This is a genomic window from Acinetobacter sp. ANC_7655, from assembly GCF_056784015.1.
Genome location: NZ_JBWYJB010000004.1, coordinates 145,982 through 167,290 on the forward strand (window position 1 = coordinate 145,982; position 21,309 = coordinate 167,290).

The window sequence follows — 21,309 nt, forward strand, 5'->3', positions numbered from 1 at the left end:
AAATTACAATGCTTAACGATTTAAATGATTCAAATTCTTATAATTTCCTGAGGATATTTGGATATTAATCATATGAATCTCATTTGGTTTCGTCAGGATTTAAGAGTTAGGGACAACACGGCGTTAATGGAGGCAAACCGGCATGGGAATACTTGTGCATTGGTGATACTTTCACCTGAACAATGGAAATTGCATGATGATGCAGTGATTAAAATTGACTTTTATCTTCGCCAACTTAAATCACTTGAAAGTGAGTTAAAGCAATTCAATATCCCACTTGTAGTGGAAATCGTTCCCCAATGGGATGATGTACCAGCTAGATTATTAACTTTCGCAAATAAATATCAAATTACTGCGATACACGCCAACATTGAAATCGGCGTGAATGAGTTACATCGTGATGCACAAGTCCAGACCTTATTAGAATCGCATCAAGTAACTGTCGAGTATTATCATGACCGCACAATTTTCCCACTTGGATCAATTCGTAATAAGACGCACCAGCCTTACCAAGTTTTTGGTGCTTATAAACGTGCATGCTATGAGATCTTGAATATCTCTGTTCCTCAACCACTCCCTGTACCGAAAGTACAGCCTCATGAGCTTATACAACGCTTTCATACCTCCAAAATTCCATCGATACATGATTTTTATCCTGATGCTCAGATTAAATATCAATGGCCTGTTGGAGAATCATATGCACTACAAATGCTCGAGAAATTTGTTGACGAGAATTTAGAGCCCTACAAACAACAACGCGACTTTCCAAACATTGATGCTACCAGTCAATTATCACCGTATTTAAATCTAGGAATTATTTCGATTCGACAATGTTTGGCTGCAATTTTTAGTCGCTCAAATGGCAATTTTCATCTCTACTCTGATGGTCAACAAACTTGGTTAGATGAGTTATTATGGCGAGAATTTTATCAACACATCCTATTTGATTTTCCAAGATTATCGAAATATCAACCATTCAATTTAAATACGTCTAATGTGCCATGGCGTGATGCACCCGATGAATTAAATGCTTGGAAATTTGGACAAACGGGTATTCCAATTGTGGACGCTGGAATCCGTCAAATGCTTCAAACAGGTTGGATGCACAATCGTGTCAGAATGATTGTCGCCATGTTCCTTAGTAAGAATTTGCTCATCGACTGGCGTAAAGGCGAACAATGGTTTATGCAACATTTGATAGATGGGGATTTAGCGGCAAATAATGGTGGCTGGCAATGGTGTGCTTCAACAGGTACAGATGCTGTACCTTATTTCCGTATTTTTAACCCCATTAGTCAATCACAAAAATTTGATAGTCAAGGTGATTATATTCGCAAATGGATACCTGAATTAGCTCATCTTGATGCGAAAATCATTCATGAGCCTTATGCTAAATATCCGAATCTTAAACTCAATTATCCAAAACCTATTGTTGATTTAAAGATGAGTCGACAGCGCGCATTAGCTGCTTTCAAATCAGCCTAACGAATGCTCGCTCAAAATTTTGTTTGGCTTGATTTTCTTAAGTGTCATGAAAATATGCTGTTTTATAAATGGATTCCATTTGATAAAAGCTATTAAGAACTTCATTTCGTTTTAGTGTAGAAATTTCAGAGGGTACCCAACTGAATTCTTGATGAATTTGCTGCTGATATTCTTCAAAACGTTTGGCGGTTGAACCAAGAATTGCAAGATCAATATCAAGTAAATAGTTAAGGTCTGAATCAACTGAAGCACGATGCTCTTTGGTCGCTAATATCCACTGATAAATTTTCTCATATCTCCTCATCTCCATGTGGGGAGATATGATGTTCAGCATCAGATCAGCACTTTGTTGTTCATTATCGTGTGCCTTAGGCTCATATATGACATCATGAAACCAAAGAGCTATAGAGACTGATAAAGGATCTTTTAAATTTGGTAGAACCAATTATAAGTGATCCATACATTCAACGATATGCTGCACTGTATGATAATGCCGATGAGGCTCACTGTAATGAACTTCTAATCTATCAAGAATAGATATGGAATCCTCTGAGGATAGTTCAAGCTGTTGTGCAGTAACGGCCCAGTATCTTCTCAACTGGTTTAAATATGCATCAATCATCAGACACCTTGCCCCGCTACCGCCTATTTATTTTTAAGCAGCCTGCTCATCACGTTTAAAAACGAGCTCACCTTTCAAAGAACTTTCAGCATCGAAATAATAGCCGTCTGTATTGAATGATTTAAGATCATCCACCGTGTTAGGTTTATTTTCGATAATATAACGTGCCATCAATCCTCGGGCTTTTTTAGCATAGAAACTTATCACTTTATATTTTCCATTTTTCTGGTCTAAAAATACAGGCTTGATAATTTCAGCTTTAATTTTGCTTTCTTTCACCGATTTATAATATTCATCGGATGCGATATTGACCAATAAATCACTCTTGGCTTCTGATAAGTCTTCGTTGATCAACTGGGTAATTTCATCGCCCCAAAATTCGTAAAGATTGTGACCGCGTGGATTTGCTAATTTCGTGCCCATTTCTAAACGATAAGGCATCATTAAATCCATTGGTCGAAGTAATCCATAGAGACCAGATAGCATTCTTAAATGGCGTTGAGCATATTCTAAATCAGCTTGCGTAAGCGAATACGCATCCAGACCTGTATAAACATCCCCCTTAAAAGCAAAAATTGCTTGGCGTGCATTTGATAAATCAAAGTCTGATTGCCAATCTCTAAAACGCTCCACGTTAAGATTCGCAATCTTTTCACTCACACTCATTAATTTGGCGATTTCTGAAGCAGACAATTTACGACTTACGTCTATAAGCTGTTGTGAGTGGTCAAGCAATCTTGGTAAAGTATGCTCATCAGTTGGAAGTGTAGATTCATAATCTAATGTCTTAGCAGGAGAAATTAAGGCAAACATAGAAACCTGATCAAAAAACAATTAATCAAACTATAACAGTAGACTTATTTTATTTCCAATTGTGTTTTTTTTAATTATTGACGTTAAAATATACGATTCTCCTGCACGTTAATCGGTATTTTTATGTCTGAACAAATGTTCATTCAAGGCCCTGTTGGCAAAATTGAGGTTTTTGTAGATTATCCTCAGTCTGAAGTAAAAGGATTTGCGGTCGTTTGTCACCCTCACCCGCTTCAAGGTGGTACTCCTCAACACAAAGTTCCCACTCTGCTAGCTCAAATGTTCCTTGAGCGTGGTTATATCGTTTATCGTCCAAGTTTCCGTGGATCAGGTCAAAGTGAAGGGGTTCACGATGAAGGATTTGGTGAAACAGAAGATATTTTAGAAGTCATCCGTCAAGTACGTGCAAAACACCTTACATTGCCTTTCTATGTTGGAGGCTTTAGTTTTGGTGCACATGTTATGGCGAAGGCCTATCATGCACTACCTCAAGAAATTCAACCTGAACAAGTCATTCTATGTGGTTTACCAACAGCCACAGTTGCTGGTATCCGTCACTATGTTACTCCGGCAATTAAAGGTGATATTCTGTTTATTCATGGTGAAGCAGATGAAGTCACTTTATTATCCGATTTAATTGAATGGGCAAAGCCTCAACGCCATATTATTACAGTGCTACCTGGTGCTAATCACTTCTTCACAGGTTATTTGAAGCAACTTCGCGTCGCGATCACTCGCTTCCTTACGGCTTAATATAAATATTACGTGTTTCAGAAAAACCCAGTGTAGATTCTTTACATTGGGTTTGTTTTATTCCTCGTTAGGATTTCCATTCTAGCGACTGGAACGACTCATCTTCTCTTAATGTCTGCTCTACTGCTTGCGCAAGTTGTTTAATCACACTCTGCGTCTCAATTTTTTGGAACCAATCCTGTTCCTCGTCTGCATGCGCACTTATTTCACATACAAAATGTCCTTCGCCATCTGGTTGATTACAGTTCACCCCTAAAGCGATTGGGTGATCAGAGACACTGACTTCTAATTCATGCGGATTCGTAGTTTGAGTGTGAAATCCATGTTGCACCAACTGTTCAGATAACAATGCTGTAACGTAAGTTTGTGCATTATCATGAGAATGACTTGAATGAGCCTTAGCGTATTTCGTTTGATCAACTAAAAATTGTAATTTTTTCATTTCCTCATCCAAAGGCTTTTTAATTATATAGAATTAGAATAAGCAATATAAACAAAACAGCCAAGCTTTTGCTTGGCTGTTTGAAAAGAAATATACAAATCTTTGGTCGTATTATTCACTAACTTGAATAGATAAACCCGCTTGTTCAGTGAGTTGAGTAAATGTTGGGAAACTTGTTGCAACGGTTTCAGTTCCCACAATTTTAATTGCGCCTGAAGTACGCAGACCCGCAATGGAGAAACTCATTGCAATACGATGATCATGATGTGACTCAATTTCACCACCTGTAAAGATAGCAGACCAATCACCAGACTTACCTTTACCTTCAATAATAATACCGTCTTCCGTAGGCGTACAATCAACACCCATTGTTTTCAATCCATCAGCCATCACTTGGATTCGATCAGACTCTTTTACACGAAGTTCAGCTGCACCAGTTAACACTGTTTGACCTTCAGCACAAGCTGCAGCAATAAATAATGCTGGGAATTCATCAATCGCTAAAGGCACTTGATCTTCAGGCATGTGGATGCCTTTCAAAGTACGAGTGCCACGAATTCGAATATCAGCGATTGGTTCACCACCTGCAATTCGTTCATTCTCGACTGAAATATCAGCCCCCATTTGCTTCAAAATTTCGATCACACCAGTACGAGTAGGGTTAATACCCACTGCCTCAAGTGTTACATCTGAATTTTCAGTAATGGCAGCACCCACCATAAAGAACGCAGCAGATGAAATATCTGAAGGCACTTGAATATTCGTGCCAACTAACTTACCACCACCTTTTAAAGAAATACGGTTACCTTCAGTTTTCACATCATACCCAAATGCACGTAACATACGCTCAGAGTGATCACGTGTCGGTTCTGGCTCAGTCACCGACGTTACACCTTCTGCCCATAAACCAGCGAGCAGAATGCCAGACTTCACTTGTGCAGAAGCCATCGGTAAATCGTAATGAATACCTTTTAGTTGCTGATTACCTGTGATCGATACTGGCGGTGTGCCACGCTCACCTGTTGTTTGAATTTGAGCACCCATTTCACGGAGTGGCTTTGCAATACGTTCCATAGGACGTTTGCTCAACGATGCATCACCAGTCATTACTGAGTCAAATTTTTGCGCAGACAACATCCCTGACAGAAGACGCATCGAAGTCCCAGAGTTACCCATATAAAGCTCACTTGCTGGAGCTTTAAGGCCATACATTCCTACACCATGAATCGTGACTTCACCATTTTTTGGACCTTCAATATTTACACCCATATCACGGAATGCTTGAAGTGTTGCTAAGGCATCTTCACCTTCTAAGAAACCAGTAACATGTGTTGTACCTTCAGCGATCGCACCAAACATGATTGAACGGTGTGACACAGATTTGTCACCTGGCACGCTAAATTTTCCAGAAAATGATTTAGCACCCGGCAGAATAGTAAATTGCTGTGTCACAGTTTTGTTCTCCATTAAAGGTTTCTTGGCAAGCATATGGTTAAAATGTTGGCGTGCTGCTTGAGCATGTCCAAGCAATCCCATGAGTGCTTTTGAATCTTCGTTTTCAATGAGCTGTCGAATATGAGCCAATTGGTTCTCAAATCCATCAACAGCATTCAAAATCGCTTTTTTATTGGCAAAGAATATGTCATGCCACATTTGTGGATCACTCGCCGCAATGCGAGAAAAGTCTCTGAAACCACCTGCTGCATAACGGAAAATGTCCAGATTATCTTCACGATTTGCAAGTTGCTCAACCAAATTGAATGCCATTAAATGTGGCAGATGACTTGTATGCGCAAGCACCTCATCATGCTTTTCCACATCCATACAAATTACTTCAGCTTGAGCAGCTTGCCATAACTGAATCAGTTTTTGCACTGCCCACTCAGCACTTGTTGCTAACGGCGTTAATATCACTTTGTGGTTAGCAAATAAATCTACTTTACCTGCATGAACACCAGTATGTTCAGCACCAGCTATTGGATGCCCTGGAACAAAACCTGCGGGTAACTGCTCACCAAAAACCGCAATTGCAGCCTCAACCACATTGCCTTTGGTACTGCCCACATCTGTAATTATAGTATCAGGAGTAATCACAGATTTGATCGAGTTCAATACAGATTGTGTAGCTCTCACGGGTAAAGCAAGAACAATTAAATCTGCATCAACCACTGCATCTTTGGCATCAGCATATCCTTCACTAATCAAACCTAAAGCTTTAGCATCTTCTAACGTTTGAACAGATCGCGTAGATGCCACAACATTTTCAGCAAGACCATGTGCTTGAATGACACGTGCTAAACTTGATCCAATCAATCCTAGCCCAATAAATGCAACTTTTTTAAATAAAGGTTGAGACATATCTAAGTTTCAACTCTTTTTAAAGTACCGCAATTGGGTATGAACCAAGAACACGGATTTCTTTGACTAATGGACGAATTTCTTCGACAGCCGCACGTACGTTCTCTTGTTCGATATGCCCTTCTAAATCGATAAAGAATACATAAGCCCATTTTTCAGGCAAAGCAGGTCTTGTTTCGATACTGGTCAAGCTAATGTTATGTTTAGCGAACGGCGCTAAAATTTCTAATAACGCACCTGCACGGTCATGTGCAGAGATCAATAAAGAAGTTTTATCATTACCACTTTGTGGTACTTTTTCACGCCCAATAACTAAGAAGCGTGTTGTATTTTCTGGATTATCTTCAATATTGCTATGTAAGATTTCTAAATCATATAAGCTCGCAGCTGTTTCAGATGCGATTGCCGCAGAATGCCATTCATTACGGATACGGCGAGCAGCTTCAGCATTCGAACTCAAAGCCACACGTTCAACACCTGGATAATGAGCATCGAGCCAACCACGACATTGAGCTAAAGTTTGTTGATGCGCATAGATTTGTTTAATGCTATCTTTACGCGTATTTGAAGAAATCAAAAATTGATGATGAATACGTAATTCAACTTCACCAATCACATTTAAATGTGACGCTTTAAAACAATCAAGCGTGTGGTTAACCACACCTTCGGATGAGTTCTCAACAGGAACTAAACCATAATGTGCACTGCCTGCTTCGACTTCACGGAACACTTCATCAATTGTAGGAAGTGGGCGCACAACCGCATCATGTCCAAAATGCTTCAGTACTGCCGAATGGGTGTAAGTTCCTACTGGACCAAGGAAAGCAATGCTTTGTGGTGCTTCTAAAGCAAGACACGCAGACATAATTTCTCTAAACAAACGCGCCATCGTCACGTCAGATAAAGGACCTTCATTACGCTCCATCACATTACGCAAAACTTGTGCTTCACGCTCAGGACGATAAAACATTGGATTTTCTTCAGAAGCAAATTTTGCTTTTGCTACAGCTTCAGCAAGTCGTGCTCGACGGTTAATCAGTTGTTGGAGTTGTTGATCTACTGAGTCGATATCTTCGCGTATTTTAGCTAAGTCTAAAGAATTCGTCGTGTTTTGATCATCGTTGATCATTGTAATGTCGCCTTACAGAATCAGTTATGTAAACAGTATAACAATAGTTAGCTTTCAAATGTTAAGCAACCAAACTTTATGGCAATAAGACTTAAAAATATACAGTTGAAATAATCATCAATCCAATACGCGCTATAAATTAGAAAAAAGACAAGAACATTGAATAGGATAGCTTTAATCTTTTTTTTTAAATCAGTTCGTTCTATAAGTTTTAAAATTGAAAACACATTCGAATACATCTCGCTTGTATTCCTCAAGCGAGATGTAAATACGGATAAAAATTAACGTCCTAGCATGCCACGTGCTACGATTTCTTTCATGATTTCGTTGGTTCCGCCGTAGATTCGTTGAATACGTGCATCCACAAAGAAGCGTGAAATAGGATATTCCGTCATATAGCCATAGCCACCAAAGAGTTGCAGTAGATTATCCGCCACTTTCATTTGCATATCTGTACTGAAACTTTTTAATGCAGCTGCTGTTTCAACATCCAATTTCCCTTCTTTATACAATGCTAGGTTTTGATTATAAAAAGCGGCTGTAGCCAGTTCATCGATTTTCGCTTGTGCTAAAACAAAACGAGAATTTTGGAATTGTCCAATTTTTTGACCAAAAGCCTGACGTTCTTGGACATATTGAACTGTCACATCAATTGAACCTCGAATTGCTCCTAATGCTGTCGCAGCAATCGCTGTACGTTCACGTGGTAATTCTTGCATCAAATATGCAAATCCCTGACCCGCTTGACCTAAAAGCTGATCAGCTGGAACTTTGACATTGTCAAAAAAGAGTTCCGAAGTATCTTGCGAATGCAAACCGATTTTGTCGAGATTTGTGCCTTTTTTAAACCCTTCTAAATGAGTATCAACCAATAGAAGTGAGACGCCTTTAGCACGTGCCTGAGGATCTGTTTTAACGGCAAGCACAACCAAGTCTGCATGCTGACCATTTGAAATAAAGGTTTTAGAGCCATTCAAAACATAATGATCACCATTCAAAATGGCATTCGTACGGATGGCTTGTAAATCAGAACCAGCACCTGGCTCTGTCATTCCAATTGCTCCCACCACTTCACCAGAAACCATTTTTGGCAACCAGTATTTTTTTTGTTCTTCGTTCGCGATGTGTAGAATATATGGTGCTGCAATTTCTGAGTGACATGAAATACCTGTCGATAATGCGCTATAACCTGCACGTGCCGACTCTTCAACCAACATTAAAGAATATTCTGTTGGAACACCATAACCACCATATTCTTCAGGAACATCTACGCACAAGAAGCCATTTTCACCAAGTGCATTCCACACTGAACGTGGCATTTTTCCTTCGCGTTCCCACTGCTCATAATAAGGAGCAACGTGCTCACTCATAAAACGTTTGAAATTATCACGGAATAATTCTAAATCTGCATCATATGCCAACATTCTTGTGTTCCTTACACTTCATTTTTTTATAAGTTTTCATGCTATCCCGTTTTTTTCCAGTTGTCATGGACAAAAGCGCTTGAAAATTCATACAATTTGGTCAGTCTCAAAAGCTAAAAATAATGCTTGATCATTGAATTTGATATTTAGCTTTTATTCGAAGCATCATTCCACGTTACAATGTCATTAAGAACATCCAACTGCATTGATCATGAATACAAAACGTAATTTATATAAAGACTTTGAACATCCATTTGCGCAATTTGTTCGTATTCTTGGCAAAGGAAAAAATGGTGCGCGATCACTGACCTATGAAGAAGCCTATCAAGCATTTGAGATGATTTTAAAAAATGAGGTATTAGACGTTCAGCTGGGTGCTTTTTTAATGCTTTTACGAGTGAAAGAAGAATCTGTAGATGAACTGGCTGGCTTTGTGCAAGCGACTCGTGATCAACTTAAATTTAGAGCTATTGATGTCGACCTAGACTGGTCTTCTTACGCGGGGAAACGCAAACACTATCCGTGGTTTATCTTATCGGCGTTAACCTTAGCAAAACATGGTCATCGTATTGTAATGCATGGGGCTTCTGGACATACCCTCAATCGATTATATACAGAACAAGTTTTACAGTATTTAGGTTATACCATTTGTCAAAATGAAAACGAAGTGGCATCAGAACTGAATCAGCATAACTTTGCCTATATACCACTCGAAGTCATTTCACCTACCTTGAGTGATTTAATTGCATTACGCAATATCATGGGCTTACGCTCACCCATTCATACGCTTTCACGACTCATCAATCCCTTCAATGCCAAAGCCACTTTGCAAGCGATATTTCACCCTGTGTATCGCAGTTCTCATCAACAGACTGCTGCCAAATTAGGTTACGTTAACAGTGCGGTGATTAAAGGTGAAGGCGGTGAATTTGAACGAAACCCAGATGCAAAAACCTTAATTTGCGGTATACGAGACGGTGAACTGTATGAGCTTGAACTTCCGAAACTCACAGCTGATCGTTCAGCAATTGAAGAAGAGTTGAACTTAGATACTTTCAATGCCGTATGGTTAGGTGATGCCCACCATAGCTATGGAGAGGTGGCTGTTATTGAAACTATGGCAATCGCAATCTACACTATGAATGTGGCTGAAACATTTACACAAGCACAGACCTTGGCTCAAGAATACTGGCAGTCACGTCATCGAGTTTAACTTCGGATTAAAAAAAGACACCATCAGGTGTCTTTTTTAACATAGAAGATTATACAAAACGTATAGGTTGAAATTCTGGCTCTGGAACATGTGAATCACATTCATCACCTTCCTCTTTATGACCTTTATCAATATACCCTGATCTTTCTGTTTCTGGCAGATTTTTAGCTTCCCAAGCAATGACTGCTTGCATTGAAATCTGACGCTGCTCTTGAGTTAAAGCTACACCGTTTGGCCATTTACCGATTTCAACGGCAGTTCTTAAACGAGCAACGATGTCTGCATCCAAAACTGATAACATTTGTTCAATATTCATGTTTAGTCCTGCTGATGAAATGAATCGTAATCTTGATTCCATCCTAGTTTGGTACGACATGCCATATAAAAGTCGTATCCAGGTGGATGTAATAAAGTAAGTTTGAAAGGATGTTTGCGAATATGCAACCAATCACCTTCATTTAAAGAAACACTGTGTTGCCCATCAGCACTCACCATTGGCAACACTCGATTCTTACGAATTTGAATTTTAATTTCACTTTGACCACCCACCACAATCGGACGAGAAGAAAGCGTATGCGGGTGCATTGGCACTAGCGCGATCGCATCCATACTTGGGTGCAAAATTGGACCGCCACCAGAAAGTGCGTATGCTGTTGAACCCGTAGGTGTCGATACAATCAAACCATCACTGTGTTGGCGATAAACATATTGACCATCAATATGAAGATCAAACTCAATCATATGGACTGACTTACCTGAATGCAGAACCACATCATTCAATGCTATTGCATCATAAATCAGTTCATTTTTACTACGAACTTCGACTTCTAATAAAAAACGGCGATCTAGCTGAAACTCACCTTTCAAGACTTGATCTAATTTAAATAACACTTCTGTCGGTTTGATATCTGTTAGGAAACCTAAACGCCCACGGTTTACCCCGATGACGGGAGTATTGTATTTCACTAAAGATCTAGCCGCTTGAAGCAATGAACCATCACCACCTACGACAATCACCAAATCTGTAACTTCACCCAATAAAGCTCGACTGACCGTTTGCGAATTTTTATAAGGGACCAATTTAGCGGTTTCTGAATCAAAAACTGGATGCAAACCTAAACTAATCAAATGGTCATGAATTAGACTTAAAGTCTCAACCACAGATGATTTATCTGGTCGTCCAATTAATCCAATATTACGAAATGACTTTGCTGAAAGTTGCACGTATGCTACGGCTCCAGATGAATTATTGAGTATCATATCATCATCATTCTGTGACTTACATATTTCAAGCCTGTTTCATGTTATGAATTTCACGAATAATTTCACATTTCCCCAACTTAAAATCTTAATTTTCTCCTTAATATTGAATTAGATAAATCATTACATTTATCTAAAAAAGGCATAAATTCACAGTTTAATTATTGCAAATTATAAAAAAGCTTCGCATGATGAGCGCAATAAAACAGGGTTTTGCTTTTTGATCTATGAAGTTTGAACGTGGTATTGGCTTAATTGCATTGATTTTCTCAGTGCTGGTGATTTCTGCATTTGTGGCTTTTAGTATTTATCTAATCCGTTTAGATAATATTATTCGCGATAAATTTGAAGGCAATCGTTGGGATATTCCAGCGAAAGTATATGCACGCCCCTTGGAAGTTTATGCTAATGCACCCGTTGAGCAACAAAACTTCATTCAAGAGCTAGGTCTGTTGGGTTATAAAAACGCTGAAGACTATACCAAGCCAGGTAATTTTTTGGTTCAAGGTAATACCATTTATGTCCACACGCGTGGTTTCGATTTTGGTGATAGTGTAGAACCAGAACAAATCCTCCAAGTCAGTTTTGGCGCTAGTCAAATTTCAGAGATTAAAGCAACAAAACCATCGAGTACGGGGATTGCCCGTCTAGAACCAATGTTAGTTGGGGGAATCTACCCTCAACACAACGAAGACCGTGTTCTCATTAAACTCAATCGTGTTCCTAAACCTTTAATTCAAGCGCTTATTGCCACTGAAGACCGTAACTTCTATCACCATCACGGCGTCTCGTTTCGTGGTACAGCACGCGCAGTTGTAAGCAACGTTACTGGTGGTAAGCGTCAAGGTGGTTCTACACTCACGCAGCAATTGGTTAAAAACTTTTATTTGACCCCTGAACGTACAATCAAACGTAAAGTAAATGAAGCCTTTATGGCGTTGTTGCTTGAGTTTCATTATGACAAAGATGAAATTCTGGAAGCATATTTGAATGAAGTTAATTTAGGACAAAATGGTAATTACTCGATCAATGGCTATGGTTTAGCGTCTCAATTTTATTTTGGTTTACCACTTAGAGAATTGAGTGTAGCGCAACAGGCTTTCCTTGTTGGACTCGTTCAAGGTCCTAGCTTATACAATCCTTGGAGAAATCCTGAAAGTGCATTAAAACGCCGTAATGTTGTTCTAAACAATATGTTAGTCATGGGATATTTGACTGAAGATCAATATGAAACTGAGTCAGCTAAACCTTTAAACGTGATTAAAAAACCGACTTTAGGCCCAGCTCGCTTCCCTGATTTCCTAGACATCGTTCGTCGTCAACTCAAAACAGAATACCAAGAAAGCGATTTAACGAAACAAGGTCTTCGAATTTTCACCACATTAGATCCAATCGCACAAATCAAAGTACAAAAATCATTTACAGATTCAGTATCAAGACTGTCTAAGACCAATCCTGCACGCTTGAAAGAGCTTCAAGGCGCGGTATTAGTTTCTCACCCTGAAAATGGTGAATTGATTGCAGCCGTAGGTTCAGTATCTGACTTCACAGGTTTTAACCGCGCAGTTGATGCAAAACGTCAGGTAGGCTCATTATTAAAACCTGTTATTTTCCTAACTGCTTTGGAATCTGGTCGTTATAACTGGGCGACGGCAATCGAAGACTCGCCAATTAGTGTGCCAGTCGATCGCAATCAGACTTGGACCCCAAAAAATTATAGCGGAACTTCGTATGGTTACGTCCCAATGGTTCAAGCTTTAGCCAATTCATATAACCTATCTACAGTTCGCTTGGGACAAGAATTTGGACTTTCTTCATTTACCAATCATTTAATGAAGTTTGGCGTGACTTCACCTATTCCGAATTATCCATCGATTTTCTTAGGGGCTGTTGAAATGTCACCTATGGAAATCATGAATATTTATGGCAACTTTGCAACTGGAGGGTTTAAATATCCTACAAAATCTATCCGAACAGTTGTTGATACCAATGGTCAGCTCATTAATCGCTATAGTTTAAATGTTCAACAAACGATCGACCCATCGGCTGCTTATATTTTAAATTACGGATTACAACGTGTGATGTCGGCAGGTACAGGACGTGCTGCTTATAACGGCCTCGCTCCGAATCTAAATCTAGCGGGTAAATCAGGTACGACCAATGATACAAGAGATTCTTGGTTCGCGGGGTATTCAGGTAATCATTTGGCAGTTGTCTGGCTTGGATTAGATGACAATAAAGTCACAGGCTTAACGGGCTCATCTGGCGCTTTACCCGTGTGGACCAATGTAATGAAGCAACTGAAGCAAAAACCAGTCAATTTACGTCAACCTGATGAGGTACAATGGCATTGGATTGATTCAAATAGCGGCGAGCTTTCAGCTCAAGGTTGTCAAGGTGCGCTCTATGTACCGATACTTAAATATACTGTTCCACGTCGCGCAACAGCATGTGGCTTACCACACTACCAAGTAGAGCCGACTTACGTTCCTGAAACGAATGCAGAAGAAATTCCAGCAGAAGACAGCATCGACCAATATATTCGTGAGAGCGAAACAGAAATGGAACGGGATTTAAATACGAATGCCACTCGAGTACTTTCGAGTGGAAGTTATAATCCTTAAAATAAGTTTAGGAGGAGTTAAGGTTAATGACAAAACTGAATTTTAGCGTACTATTCGCCAGCATATTACTCTTAGGCGGTTGCCAAACTTTAACCTCCTCTCAAAACTCACAACCGTCTCAGAAACCTAAACAAGCTGAGACTAAAACAACACCATCCCAAAAAGATGCCGATGGTATTAAAATTACGCCTTACGATCGACCTGAGATTAAACGGGAACAATTACAAATTGTTATTCCTGAACAGAAAAGCTCAACTCAAAAATTCGATGATGGCCGCCAACTTCCCGCATTTAAAAACTTAATGCAACAAACCCATCATGCATTTCGTCAAGCAAAATGGAGTGAAGCTGAGAAAGCCGCACTCCAAGCACAAAGACTTGCCCCTCAATCTGCAGAGACCTATATGTATCTCGCGATGATTGCCAATCAAAAAAATGAGGCAAAAAATGCTGAATCGTTGGCAAAACGAGGTCTCAGTTATGCTCAAACAGCAACGATGAAACGACAACTTTGGCAAATTATTTTGAAATCAAGCCAACTCCAAAAAAATCAAAAACTCATCCAAGAAGCACAAAACCAAATCAAGAAATTTTGATTTAAGCATGAGTTTTACTTTTTAATGCCTTTAAAAAGCACGAATACCAGCAATTCCATAAGCTCCATGTTGTATGGCCTGATCTAATAATTCAGGCTTCATACCGCCTAGCGCATAAACTGGTATATGTATATCTTTTGATAACAATTCAAACTGCGTCCAACCTAAGGGTGCTTGCTGAGGATGCGATGTTGTACACAGTACTGGACTTAAAAATATTGCATCAAAACCTAACGCTACAGCTCGACTGACACTAGAATGGTCATGACAGGATGCGATGCGTTTAATGCCCTTCCATTCCTCCATAAATGAATCAGAATTTAATTGCATCAATTGATCATGTTTAAATTGTACGGCAAATACTTTTTTCTGATTTGATTCTGATAATCCTATCCACACATCACGATTGATAATGAGCTGATCCAGTTGATTATACTGGTTGAGTTGCAGCGCAAAATCTAAAGCATTTTCAGTTCTCAAATAGCTAACTCGATTAAGATCAATGGTTGTATCGAGACGATCTATATTTTTTATTGCAATTTTATTCGGCCAGAGTAGTCGTTTAACAATGGCATCATTAGCTTTAGGAAAATTCAAAATGGTTAGTGCTGAACGATCATGCCATGTCCAAGGACTTTGAATATGATCTAGTAGAGACTGATCAACATAAGCCTGATAAATATGCAATTTTACGATTAGATCTTCATATTCATGCGTAATAAGATCAAATAAATAGACATGATCTAGAAAAATTCCCACCTCTTCTTGAACTTCACGCTGGCAAGCTTGTTCAGGAGTTTCTCCTAACTCGACTTTCCCTCCAGGAAACTCAGCTTTCCCCCCCTGATGTAAAGAGGCTTCTCTCCACCCTACAAGAACTTGATTTTTATGGAATAACAACGCTATAGAAACATTAATCGTTTTTTTTGACATGATTATCTTTCAAAAAATGAGTGCTTAATTGTAAGCATTTTATGTTTTTTTATAAATGAGAAAAATTATCGTTGACAGCTATATTCGATAATGATTATCATTTAAATAGTTCACCACATACCACGGAGTCCAAGGAATGAACGCACCATTTAGCTTATTCACACGTAATAACGAAAACCACCAAGCATTACCAATGCTTCACTCAAACAATCTATTTGCTCTAGGCAGAGAAATTCGCATCATGCATGCAGGTGAAGAATATCGCCTTCGTCTCACACGAAATAATCGACTCATTTTGACAAAATAAAAATTCTAAAATTTGATAATAATAATCGTGGAACTAAGCAGTATGAATCAGCGCATACTGCTTCTTTAATTTTATTTCTTCAACTTTATAGACAATTAGTTTTAATGAAATTTTATTTCAACTTTTAAACCACCTAACTTCGATTTCTTAAATACAATCTCGGCTTGATGTAATTCGACAATTTTACGGCAAATTGATAATCCTAATCCTGAGCCCGTTGTACGTGTGCCTAACTGACGATAAAATCTTTCTCCCAGCCGATCAATCACTGTTTGCTCAATGCCGTGACCTTCATTTTCAATCACAAATAGAATTTCATTATTATTTTGTTTGATTAAAATATCAACGATTCCATTCTGTGGCGTATAGCGGATGGCATTATCGACTAAATTTCGAATGCAGCTAAACATTAACTCAGGATTTGCCTTAATCGCATGATTTCCTAACTCAGTTTTAAACTGAATATTTTTTTCTTGGCTCAAAGGTTGTACTGAATGTAAAACCTCTTTCGTCAAACGGTCTAAATCTATGGACTGTATCGGTACATCTTGCGTTGAAGACGGATCAAGTCTGGCCAACAAAAGTAAATTTTCTAAAATATTTGAGCCCCTACTCACATCTTTTAGAATCTGCTCTAAGTCTTGTGACAAATCCTCATGATCAGACTGGTATTTTCGTTTTAAAAGTTGTAACCGCATTTGAATCGCTGAAAGTGGCGACCTTAATTCATGGGATGCATCTGCTGTAAAGCGTTGTTCCGCAGTAATTGCACGATCTAAACGCTCCATCATTTGGTTTATTTGATGCACAATAGGTTGTAGTTCTTTTAGTTCTGGTTTTGAAGGTGTAATCGGTGATAAATCCTTAACAGTCTTTTGCGATATTAATTTTGAAAGTTGGTGAATAGATCGAAACTGACGTCGTATAATAAAGTGTAGAATAAACCATTGAATGCCCCATAAAATAATGAGAACACCACCGTAGCCCAGCAAACTTTTGAATAACTGATCAACACGCGCTGACATGGGTTGAAGCATAGTTAGAATTTGCTGATCACTTTGCTCACTGTAATAACGAAATAATCGTCCTTCTAGCCAAACAAAACCAAAGTGATCATTCTGAAAAAAGACCTTGGAACCAATTTGACTGAAAGCAAGGTCTTGCGATTCAATCAAAATAAGTTCATTGAGCTTTAACTCATATTTGATATCAAATTGTTCACTTAAATCATCTAACTCATTTCCCACATGACTTGAAATATCACTGACCAAAATCAAATCGGCGATTTCATCCATCATATTGTCATGGGTCTGCATGTTCTGGTAAAACGAGATCACCAATAAAAGAATTAATGCGACAACGCCCGCCAACATCGAACTGAGCATTGAAGACTTAACAAGACGATGTTGTAAAGATATAGGTTGCTGATCCAACACTGTTCTACCTTAAACCTGATCCAGATTCATTCGATAACCTAATCCACGAATCGTTTTAATCATGGTTGAGCCTATTTTTTTCCGAATCTGATAAATAAAAACTTCAACTGCATTACTTTCGATTTCATCACCCCATGCATATAAGGACTCTTCTAGTTGCTCACGTGTCACAACACGTTCAGGATGTTGCATCAACTTATATAAAATTTGGTACTCTTTCGCTGTAAGATTGACAATTTCTGAATTCAATTTAACAACTTTGGTTTGGGGGTCCAAACTCACGGATCCATACATTAGGATTTGAGACGTGCCTTTGTGCTGAGTACGTAGTTGTGCTCTCACTCTCGCCGAGAGCTCATCTAAACTGAATGGTTTAACTAGATAATCATTAGCACCCAAATCAAGTCCTCCAACACGATCTTGGATACTGTCTTGGGCTGTAATAAAAATAACTGGTGTATTGTGTTGGTGTTTTCTTAAATGTGTCAGAATGTCATCACCAGTTGCTTTCGGTAATCCACGATCAAGTAATAAACAATCATATTGATGCTGCTCAATTGCTAATATCGCATGATCTCCACGCTCGACCCAATCAACACTATATCCATCCATTTCTAACCAAGCTTTGATACTTTCAGCTTGTGACACATCATCTTCTGCTAATAATATACGCATGTCTCTCTTCACTAAGTCACAATTCATTCACTATAAAGTTTTTCAAAAAAAGATGCATAAAAAAACCACATTTCTGGAGAATGTGGTTTTTTTGGTTTGAGTACTTGAAAGCCATAAATCAAATACTCAATTTAGTAGATAGCTCATTAAAATTGAACTTGATCTACATCAATTTCTACACGCTTAGCAGGCTTATAATCAATATCCACTTCACCAATTAATACCACAGGTGTTTTTGCAGAGATTGGTTTACCTTGCCAAAGTTCATCATCAATATCCACAGTGATCACACCCGTGCTATCGCGGAATTGATATTTTTCATCACCAGTTGCCTTAACAATATAGCCTTTTAATTTCACTGGAGTATCATCTTTGGCAGTTAAAGCACTTTTAACAGTCGTAATTGCTTGCGGTGCAATTGCTGCATGATTAACAGCACTTTGGTTCACTGCCGTATTAGCCATTGCAAATGTAGTTGCACCGACTAAAGCTGTCGCGATTAAAGCTTGATTTAACACTTTCATTTTCTATACCTTTTCAAGTGATGTTTGTTTCGATGAAGCTATTAAAACAAACAAAGCTGAAGCGAATCTTAAGAAATATGAATATTTATTAATCTTTGACAATTAACTTAGTGGTACGACTCTTAGCACCTCTTCTAACGTCGTTACCCCTTCAAGGACTTTTCGAGCACCCGCAATACGCAACGGTTCTACACCTTCTTTTTTTGCGTGAGCACGTAATTCATCTAAATTAAGATTAGCACTGATTTTTTGTTTTGTTTCTAGAGACACAGGCATAAATTCATATATACCCACCCGCCCCTTATACCCTGTGTGACGACAATGTTCACAGCCTTTGGCATGATACACTTGAGCAGGCATCTTCACTAAATAGCCATAGGTCAGATGCTCCCATTCTTGAGCATTAATTTCCCGTTTTTCTTTACAATGAGAACATAATTTTCTGACTAGCCTTTGCGCCAAAACCCCTAAGATTGTTGCCGCTGTTAAAAATGGCTGCACCCCTAGATCATGTAAACGAGTCAAGCTTGAAGGTGCATCGTTTGTATGAAGTGTTGAAAGTACGAGATGACCTGTTAACGCAGCTTGAATCGCCATATTCGCTGTATCTTGGTCTCGGATTTCCCCTACCATGATAATGTCTGGATCTTGGCGCATGAGGGCACGTACACCATCGGCAAAATGAAGATCAATTGCAGGGTTTACCTGCATCTGATTAAAGCTCGGCTCTATCATCTCGATAGGATCTTCAATCGTACAAACATTTAATTGCTCAGTCGCAAGTTGTTTCATTGATGAATACAGGGTTGTGGTTTTACCTGAACCAGTTGGACCTGTCACTAAAATGATGCCGTGACTATTTTTGGTAATGGCATTCCATTGTTCTAGCAGTTTTCCTTCAAAACCCAGTTGTTGGAAACTCCTCACTAATACTTCAGGATCAAAAATTCGCATTACCATTTTTTCGCCTGCTGCAGTAGGCAGAGTTGATAAACGCAGTTCAGTTTCTTGACCCTTAGGTGTACGCGTTTTTAAACGCCCATCCTGAGGACGTCGTTTTTCTGCAACGTTCATACGACCCAGAATTTTAATACGCGAAATTACTGCCGTGAGTGTATTGCTAGGCATGTTATAAATCGTATGCAGCACACCATCGATACGGAATCTAACACGTCCTTTCTCCGCACGAGGCTCAAGATGAATATCACTCGCACCCTGTTCAAAGGCAAATTGAAGCAACCAGTCGACTAATTTTACGATGTGCTGATCGTTGGCATCAGGATTTTGACTATCACCCAATTGTAAAAGGGATTCAACACCTCGGCTCTGTCGGTCGTAAGCTCCTGAATATTGAGAAGAGTTTACTGCTCGGCTCACTTGATAATATTCAATCAAGTAACGTTGTAACTGCTCTGGATTCAGTAAAACCTTAACAATTTTTTTAGGACTTAAGCTCTTTTCTAAATTCTTAACCCAATCATCCAAGAATGGTTGATCTGTACCGATTAAGATCTGATCAGGATGCACCTCCACCGCTAGAATTTTATTTTTGAATGCATATTCTTGTGACATGACCTGGGTCAGTGCTGCAACATCTGCTTTAAGCGGGTCAATCACATAATATTGGAGTTGTGTTTTTAATGCTAACCACTCACATAAGCGTTGCAGTGTTAACTTATGTTGAGGTTGAACTTGATCTACCAATTCAAAATGAGCAATCCACTGCAATGGATGCCATTTAAATTGATCTTTTTGGCGGTGTCGGGTTTGAATGAGCAACTTATCTCGCTCTAAAATACGACCATCTTTTAGTAGTTGTTCTAAACACCATGTTGTATCAATTTCAAAATTAAAATTCATTCAAATTGCCCCATTCCTTGAGCCCAACTATAACAAATTCTTTATTCAACATAAGCCTTTAGCCTGTTCAGAATTTACAATTAAATTCATTAGATCAAATTCAGCTTTAAATACATCAGTCCAACAATTTATTCGTTTGCACAAAGTTCCAGTGCAACGATCTCAACCTCAGTATCCACTTTAAATTTGACATTTAAGGGGCCGAAACTTAGCCCATAAGTTCGCTCAGGATCATTTTGATAAGATGGTCTTGGATCAAATGATAGAACTTGCTCCAATTCTTTGATTAAACTTTCTGCGACATGTTGTTGCACTAACAGTTCATTTCTTTGAATTTCAGCAGTTTTTGACCAAACAACATTTTTTTGAATTGGTTTATCTTGTGCATAACCGCTCGTCGCCTCAACTACGGCATCAGAATATTGAATATATGGTTTGATATCGATAACTGGTGTTCCATCTAATAGATCGCTGCCTGACACATACAGCCTCAAAGAATCACCTTCTTTAAAAAGTTTTTTGAATTGAACGACTGACATGCCGATAGGTGCTGGACGGTACATGCTTCTTGTCGCAAAGACTCCCACTTTTTTATTTCCACCTAAACGTGGTGGTCTGACTTGAGGCTTAAATTTTTGATTATCTTGATTTTTATTATCGTGAAACTGCCAAATCAGCCATAAGTGACTGAAATCATGTATACCTTCAAAAGCCAGTTCATCATTATATGGCGCCAATAGTTCAATATAACTTTCAACATTTACTAAATTTGGCTGACGTGGAATACCAAACTTTTCTTTGTAGGGAGATCTCATTATACCAATCACAGGTAAAGTCAGCTCATTCATAATCACT

Annotated in this window: 20 protein-coding genes; 6 read left to right on the plus strand and 14 right to left on the minus strand. The window is 38.8% G+C overall.

Translation table 11 applies throughout. From position 1 onward, the window contains the following. The first annotated feature begins 72 nt into the window (after positions 1-72). Positions 73-1,485 carry a cryptochrome/photolyase family protein gene (locus tag AC1M9N_RS07040; protein ID WP_481608804.1) on the plus strand — a complete coding sequence of 471 codons (1,413 nt, stop codon included), beginning with the start codon at positions 73-75 and terminating at the stop codon, positions 1,483-1,485. Between the two features lie 37 nt (positions 1,486-1,522). Here the strand turns inward: AC1M9N_RS07040 and AC1M9N_RS07045 are convergent, their stop codons facing one another. After that, a complete protein-coding gene (locus AC1M9N_RS07045; protein ID WP_481608803.1) occupies positions 1,523-1,930 on the minus strand; it encodes an HD domain-containing protein in 408 nt (135 codons plus the stop codon). Positions 1,931-2,140: 210 nt separating this feature from the next. Beyond that, positions 2,141-2,920, minus strand: coding sequence for a peroxide stress protein YaaA (yaaA, locus tag AC1M9N_RS07050; protein WP_481608802.1), 780 nt, complete (start codon positions 2,918-2,920; stop codon positions 2,141-2,143). Positions 2,921-3,043: 123 nt separating this feature from the next. On the opposite strand from yaaA, the gene AC1M9N_RS07055 reads away from it, so the two are divergent. Further along, positions 3,044-3,673 carry an alpha/beta hydrolase gene (locus AC1M9N_RS07055; protein WP_035267316.1) on the plus strand — a complete coding sequence of 210 codons (630 nt, stop codon included), beginning with the start codon at positions 3,044-3,046 and terminating at the stop codon, positions 3,671-3,673. Between the two features lie 67 nt (positions 3,674-3,740). On the opposite strand, the gene AC1M9N_RS07060 is transcribed toward AC1M9N_RS07055, so the two are convergent. The 4 genes from AC1M9N_RS07060 to AC1M9N_RS07075 form a co-directional block, all read right to left on the minus strand. Then, complete coding sequence (locus AC1M9N_RS07060; RefSeq protein ID WP_092767159.1) at positions 3,741-4,115, minus strand: hypothetical protein; 375 nt, start codon at positions 4,113-4,115, stop codon at positions 3,741-3,743. 111 nt (positions 4,116-4,226) lie between these two features. Continuing rightward, positions 4,227-6,473 (minus strand): bifunctional prephenate dehydrogenase/3-phosphoshikimate 1-carboxyvinyltransferase, encoded by a 2,247-nt coding sequence (locus AC1M9N_RS07065; protein WP_481608801.1) that lies wholly within the window; start codon positions 6,471-6,473, stop codon positions 4,227-4,229. Positions 6,474-6,492: 19 nt separating this feature from the next. After that, positions 6,493-7,602 carry a prephenate dehydratase gene (pheA, locus tag AC1M9N_RS07070; RefSeq protein ID WP_035267321.1) on the minus strand — a complete coding sequence of 370 codons (1,110 nt, stop codon included), beginning with the start codon at positions 7,600-7,602 and terminating at the stop codon, positions 6,493-6,495. A gap of 281 nt (positions 7,603-7,883) precedes the next feature. Further along, positions 7,884-9,026, minus strand: a complete 1,143-nt coding sequence (locus AC1M9N_RS07075) for an acyl-CoA dehydrogenase family protein (RefSeq protein WP_481597408.1) — start codon at positions 9,024-9,026, stop codon at positions 7,884-7,886. Positions 9,027-9,237: 211 nt separating this feature from the next. On the opposite strand from AC1M9N_RS07075, the gene AC1M9N_RS07080 reads away from it, so the two are divergent. Further along, on the plus strand, positions 9,238-10,239 hold the full coding sequence (locus AC1M9N_RS07080) for a glycosyl transferase family protein (RefSeq protein ID WP_481608800.1): 1,002 nt from the start codon (positions 9,238-9,240) through the stop codon (positions 10,237-10,239). Between the two features lie 49 nt (positions 10,240-10,288). Here AC1M9N_RS07080 and AC1M9N_RS07085 read toward each other — a convergent pair whose 3' ends face one another. Together AC1M9N_RS07085 and AC1M9N_RS07090 are read right to left on the minus strand one after the other, a co-directional pair. Continuing rightward, positions 10,289-10,555 carry a YeaC family protein gene (locus AC1M9N_RS07085; protein ID WP_035267325.1) on the minus strand — a complete coding sequence of 89 codons (267 nt, stop codon included), beginning with the start codon at positions 10,553-10,555 and terminating at the stop codon, positions 10,289-10,291. A gap of 2 nt (positions 10,556-10,557) precedes the next feature. Further along, on the minus strand, positions 10,558-11,499 hold the full coding sequence (locus tag AC1M9N_RS07090; protein WP_092767167.1) for an NAD(+) kinase: 942 nt from the start codon (positions 11,497-11,499) through the stop codon (positions 10,558-10,560). 227 nt (positions 11,500-11,726) lie between these two features. On the opposite strand from AC1M9N_RS07090, the gene mrcB reads away from it, so the two are divergent. Next, positions 11,727-14,123 carry a penicillin-binding protein 1B gene (mrcB, locus tag AC1M9N_RS07095; protein ID WP_481608799.1) on the plus strand — a complete coding sequence of 799 codons (2,397 nt, stop codon included), beginning with the start codon at positions 11,727-11,729 and terminating at the stop codon, positions 14,121-14,123. Between the two features lie 26 nt (positions 14,124-14,149). Next, the gene (locus tag AC1M9N_RS07100; RefSeq protein ID WP_481608798.1) at positions 14,150-14,719 is read left to right on the plus strand and encodes a tetratricopeptide repeat protein; all 570 of its coding nucleotides are present in this window, start codon (positions 14,150-14,152) and stop codon (positions 14,717-14,719) included. 30 nt (positions 14,720-14,749) lie between these two features. Here the strand turns inward: AC1M9N_RS07100 and AC1M9N_RS07105 are convergent, their stop codons facing one another. Continuing rightward, a complete protein-coding gene (locus AC1M9N_RS07105; protein WP_481608797.1) occupies positions 14,750-15,652 on the minus strand; it encodes a thiamine phosphate synthase in 903 nt (300 codons plus the stop codon). A gap of 136 nt (positions 15,653-15,788) precedes the next feature. On the opposite strand from AC1M9N_RS07105, the gene hemP reads away from it, so the two are divergent. Then, a complete protein-coding gene (hemP, locus tag AC1M9N_RS07110) occupies positions 15,789-15,959 on the plus strand; it encodes a hemin uptake protein HemP (RefSeq protein WP_035267337.1) in 171 nt (56 codons plus the stop codon). A gap of 101 nt (positions 15,960-16,060) precedes the next feature. Here the strand turns inward: hemP and AC1M9N_RS07115 are convergent, their stop codons facing one another. The 5 genes from AC1M9N_RS07115 to tsaA form a co-directional block, all read right to left on the minus strand. Next, a complete protein-coding gene (locus AC1M9N_RS07115; protein WP_481608796.1) occupies positions 16,061-17,395 on the minus strand; it encodes a sensor histidine kinase in 1,335 nt (444 codons plus the stop codon). Positions 17,396-17,404: 9 nt separating this feature from the next. Beyond that, positions 17,405-18,070, minus strand: coding sequence for a response regulator transcription factor (locus tag AC1M9N_RS07120; RefSeq protein WP_481588976.1), 666 nt, complete (start codon positions 18,068-18,070; stop codon positions 17,405-17,407). A gap of 146 nt (positions 18,071-18,216) precedes the next feature. Next, complete coding sequence (locus AC1M9N_RS07125; RefSeq protein ID WP_035267340.1) at positions 18,217-18,594, minus strand: NirD/YgiW/YdeI family stress tolerance protein; 378 nt, start codon at positions 18,592-18,594, stop codon at positions 18,217-18,219. Between the two features lie 102 nt (positions 18,595-18,696). Next, positions 18,697-20,454, minus strand: a complete 1,758-nt coding sequence (gene tfpB, locus AC1M9N_RS07130) for a type IV pilus assembly ATPase TfpB (protein ID WP_035267342.1) — start codon at positions 20,452-20,454, stop codon at positions 18,697-18,699. A 128-nt stretch (positions 20,455-20,582) separates the two neighbouring features. Further along, a complete protein-coding gene (gene tsaA, locus AC1M9N_RS07135; protein WP_481613966.1) occupies positions 20,583-21,302 on the minus strand; it encodes a tRNA (N6-threonylcarbamoyladenosine(37)-N6)-methyltransferase TrmO in 720 nt (239 codons plus the stop codon). Between the last annotated feature and the right edge of the window lie 7 nt (positions 21,303-21,309).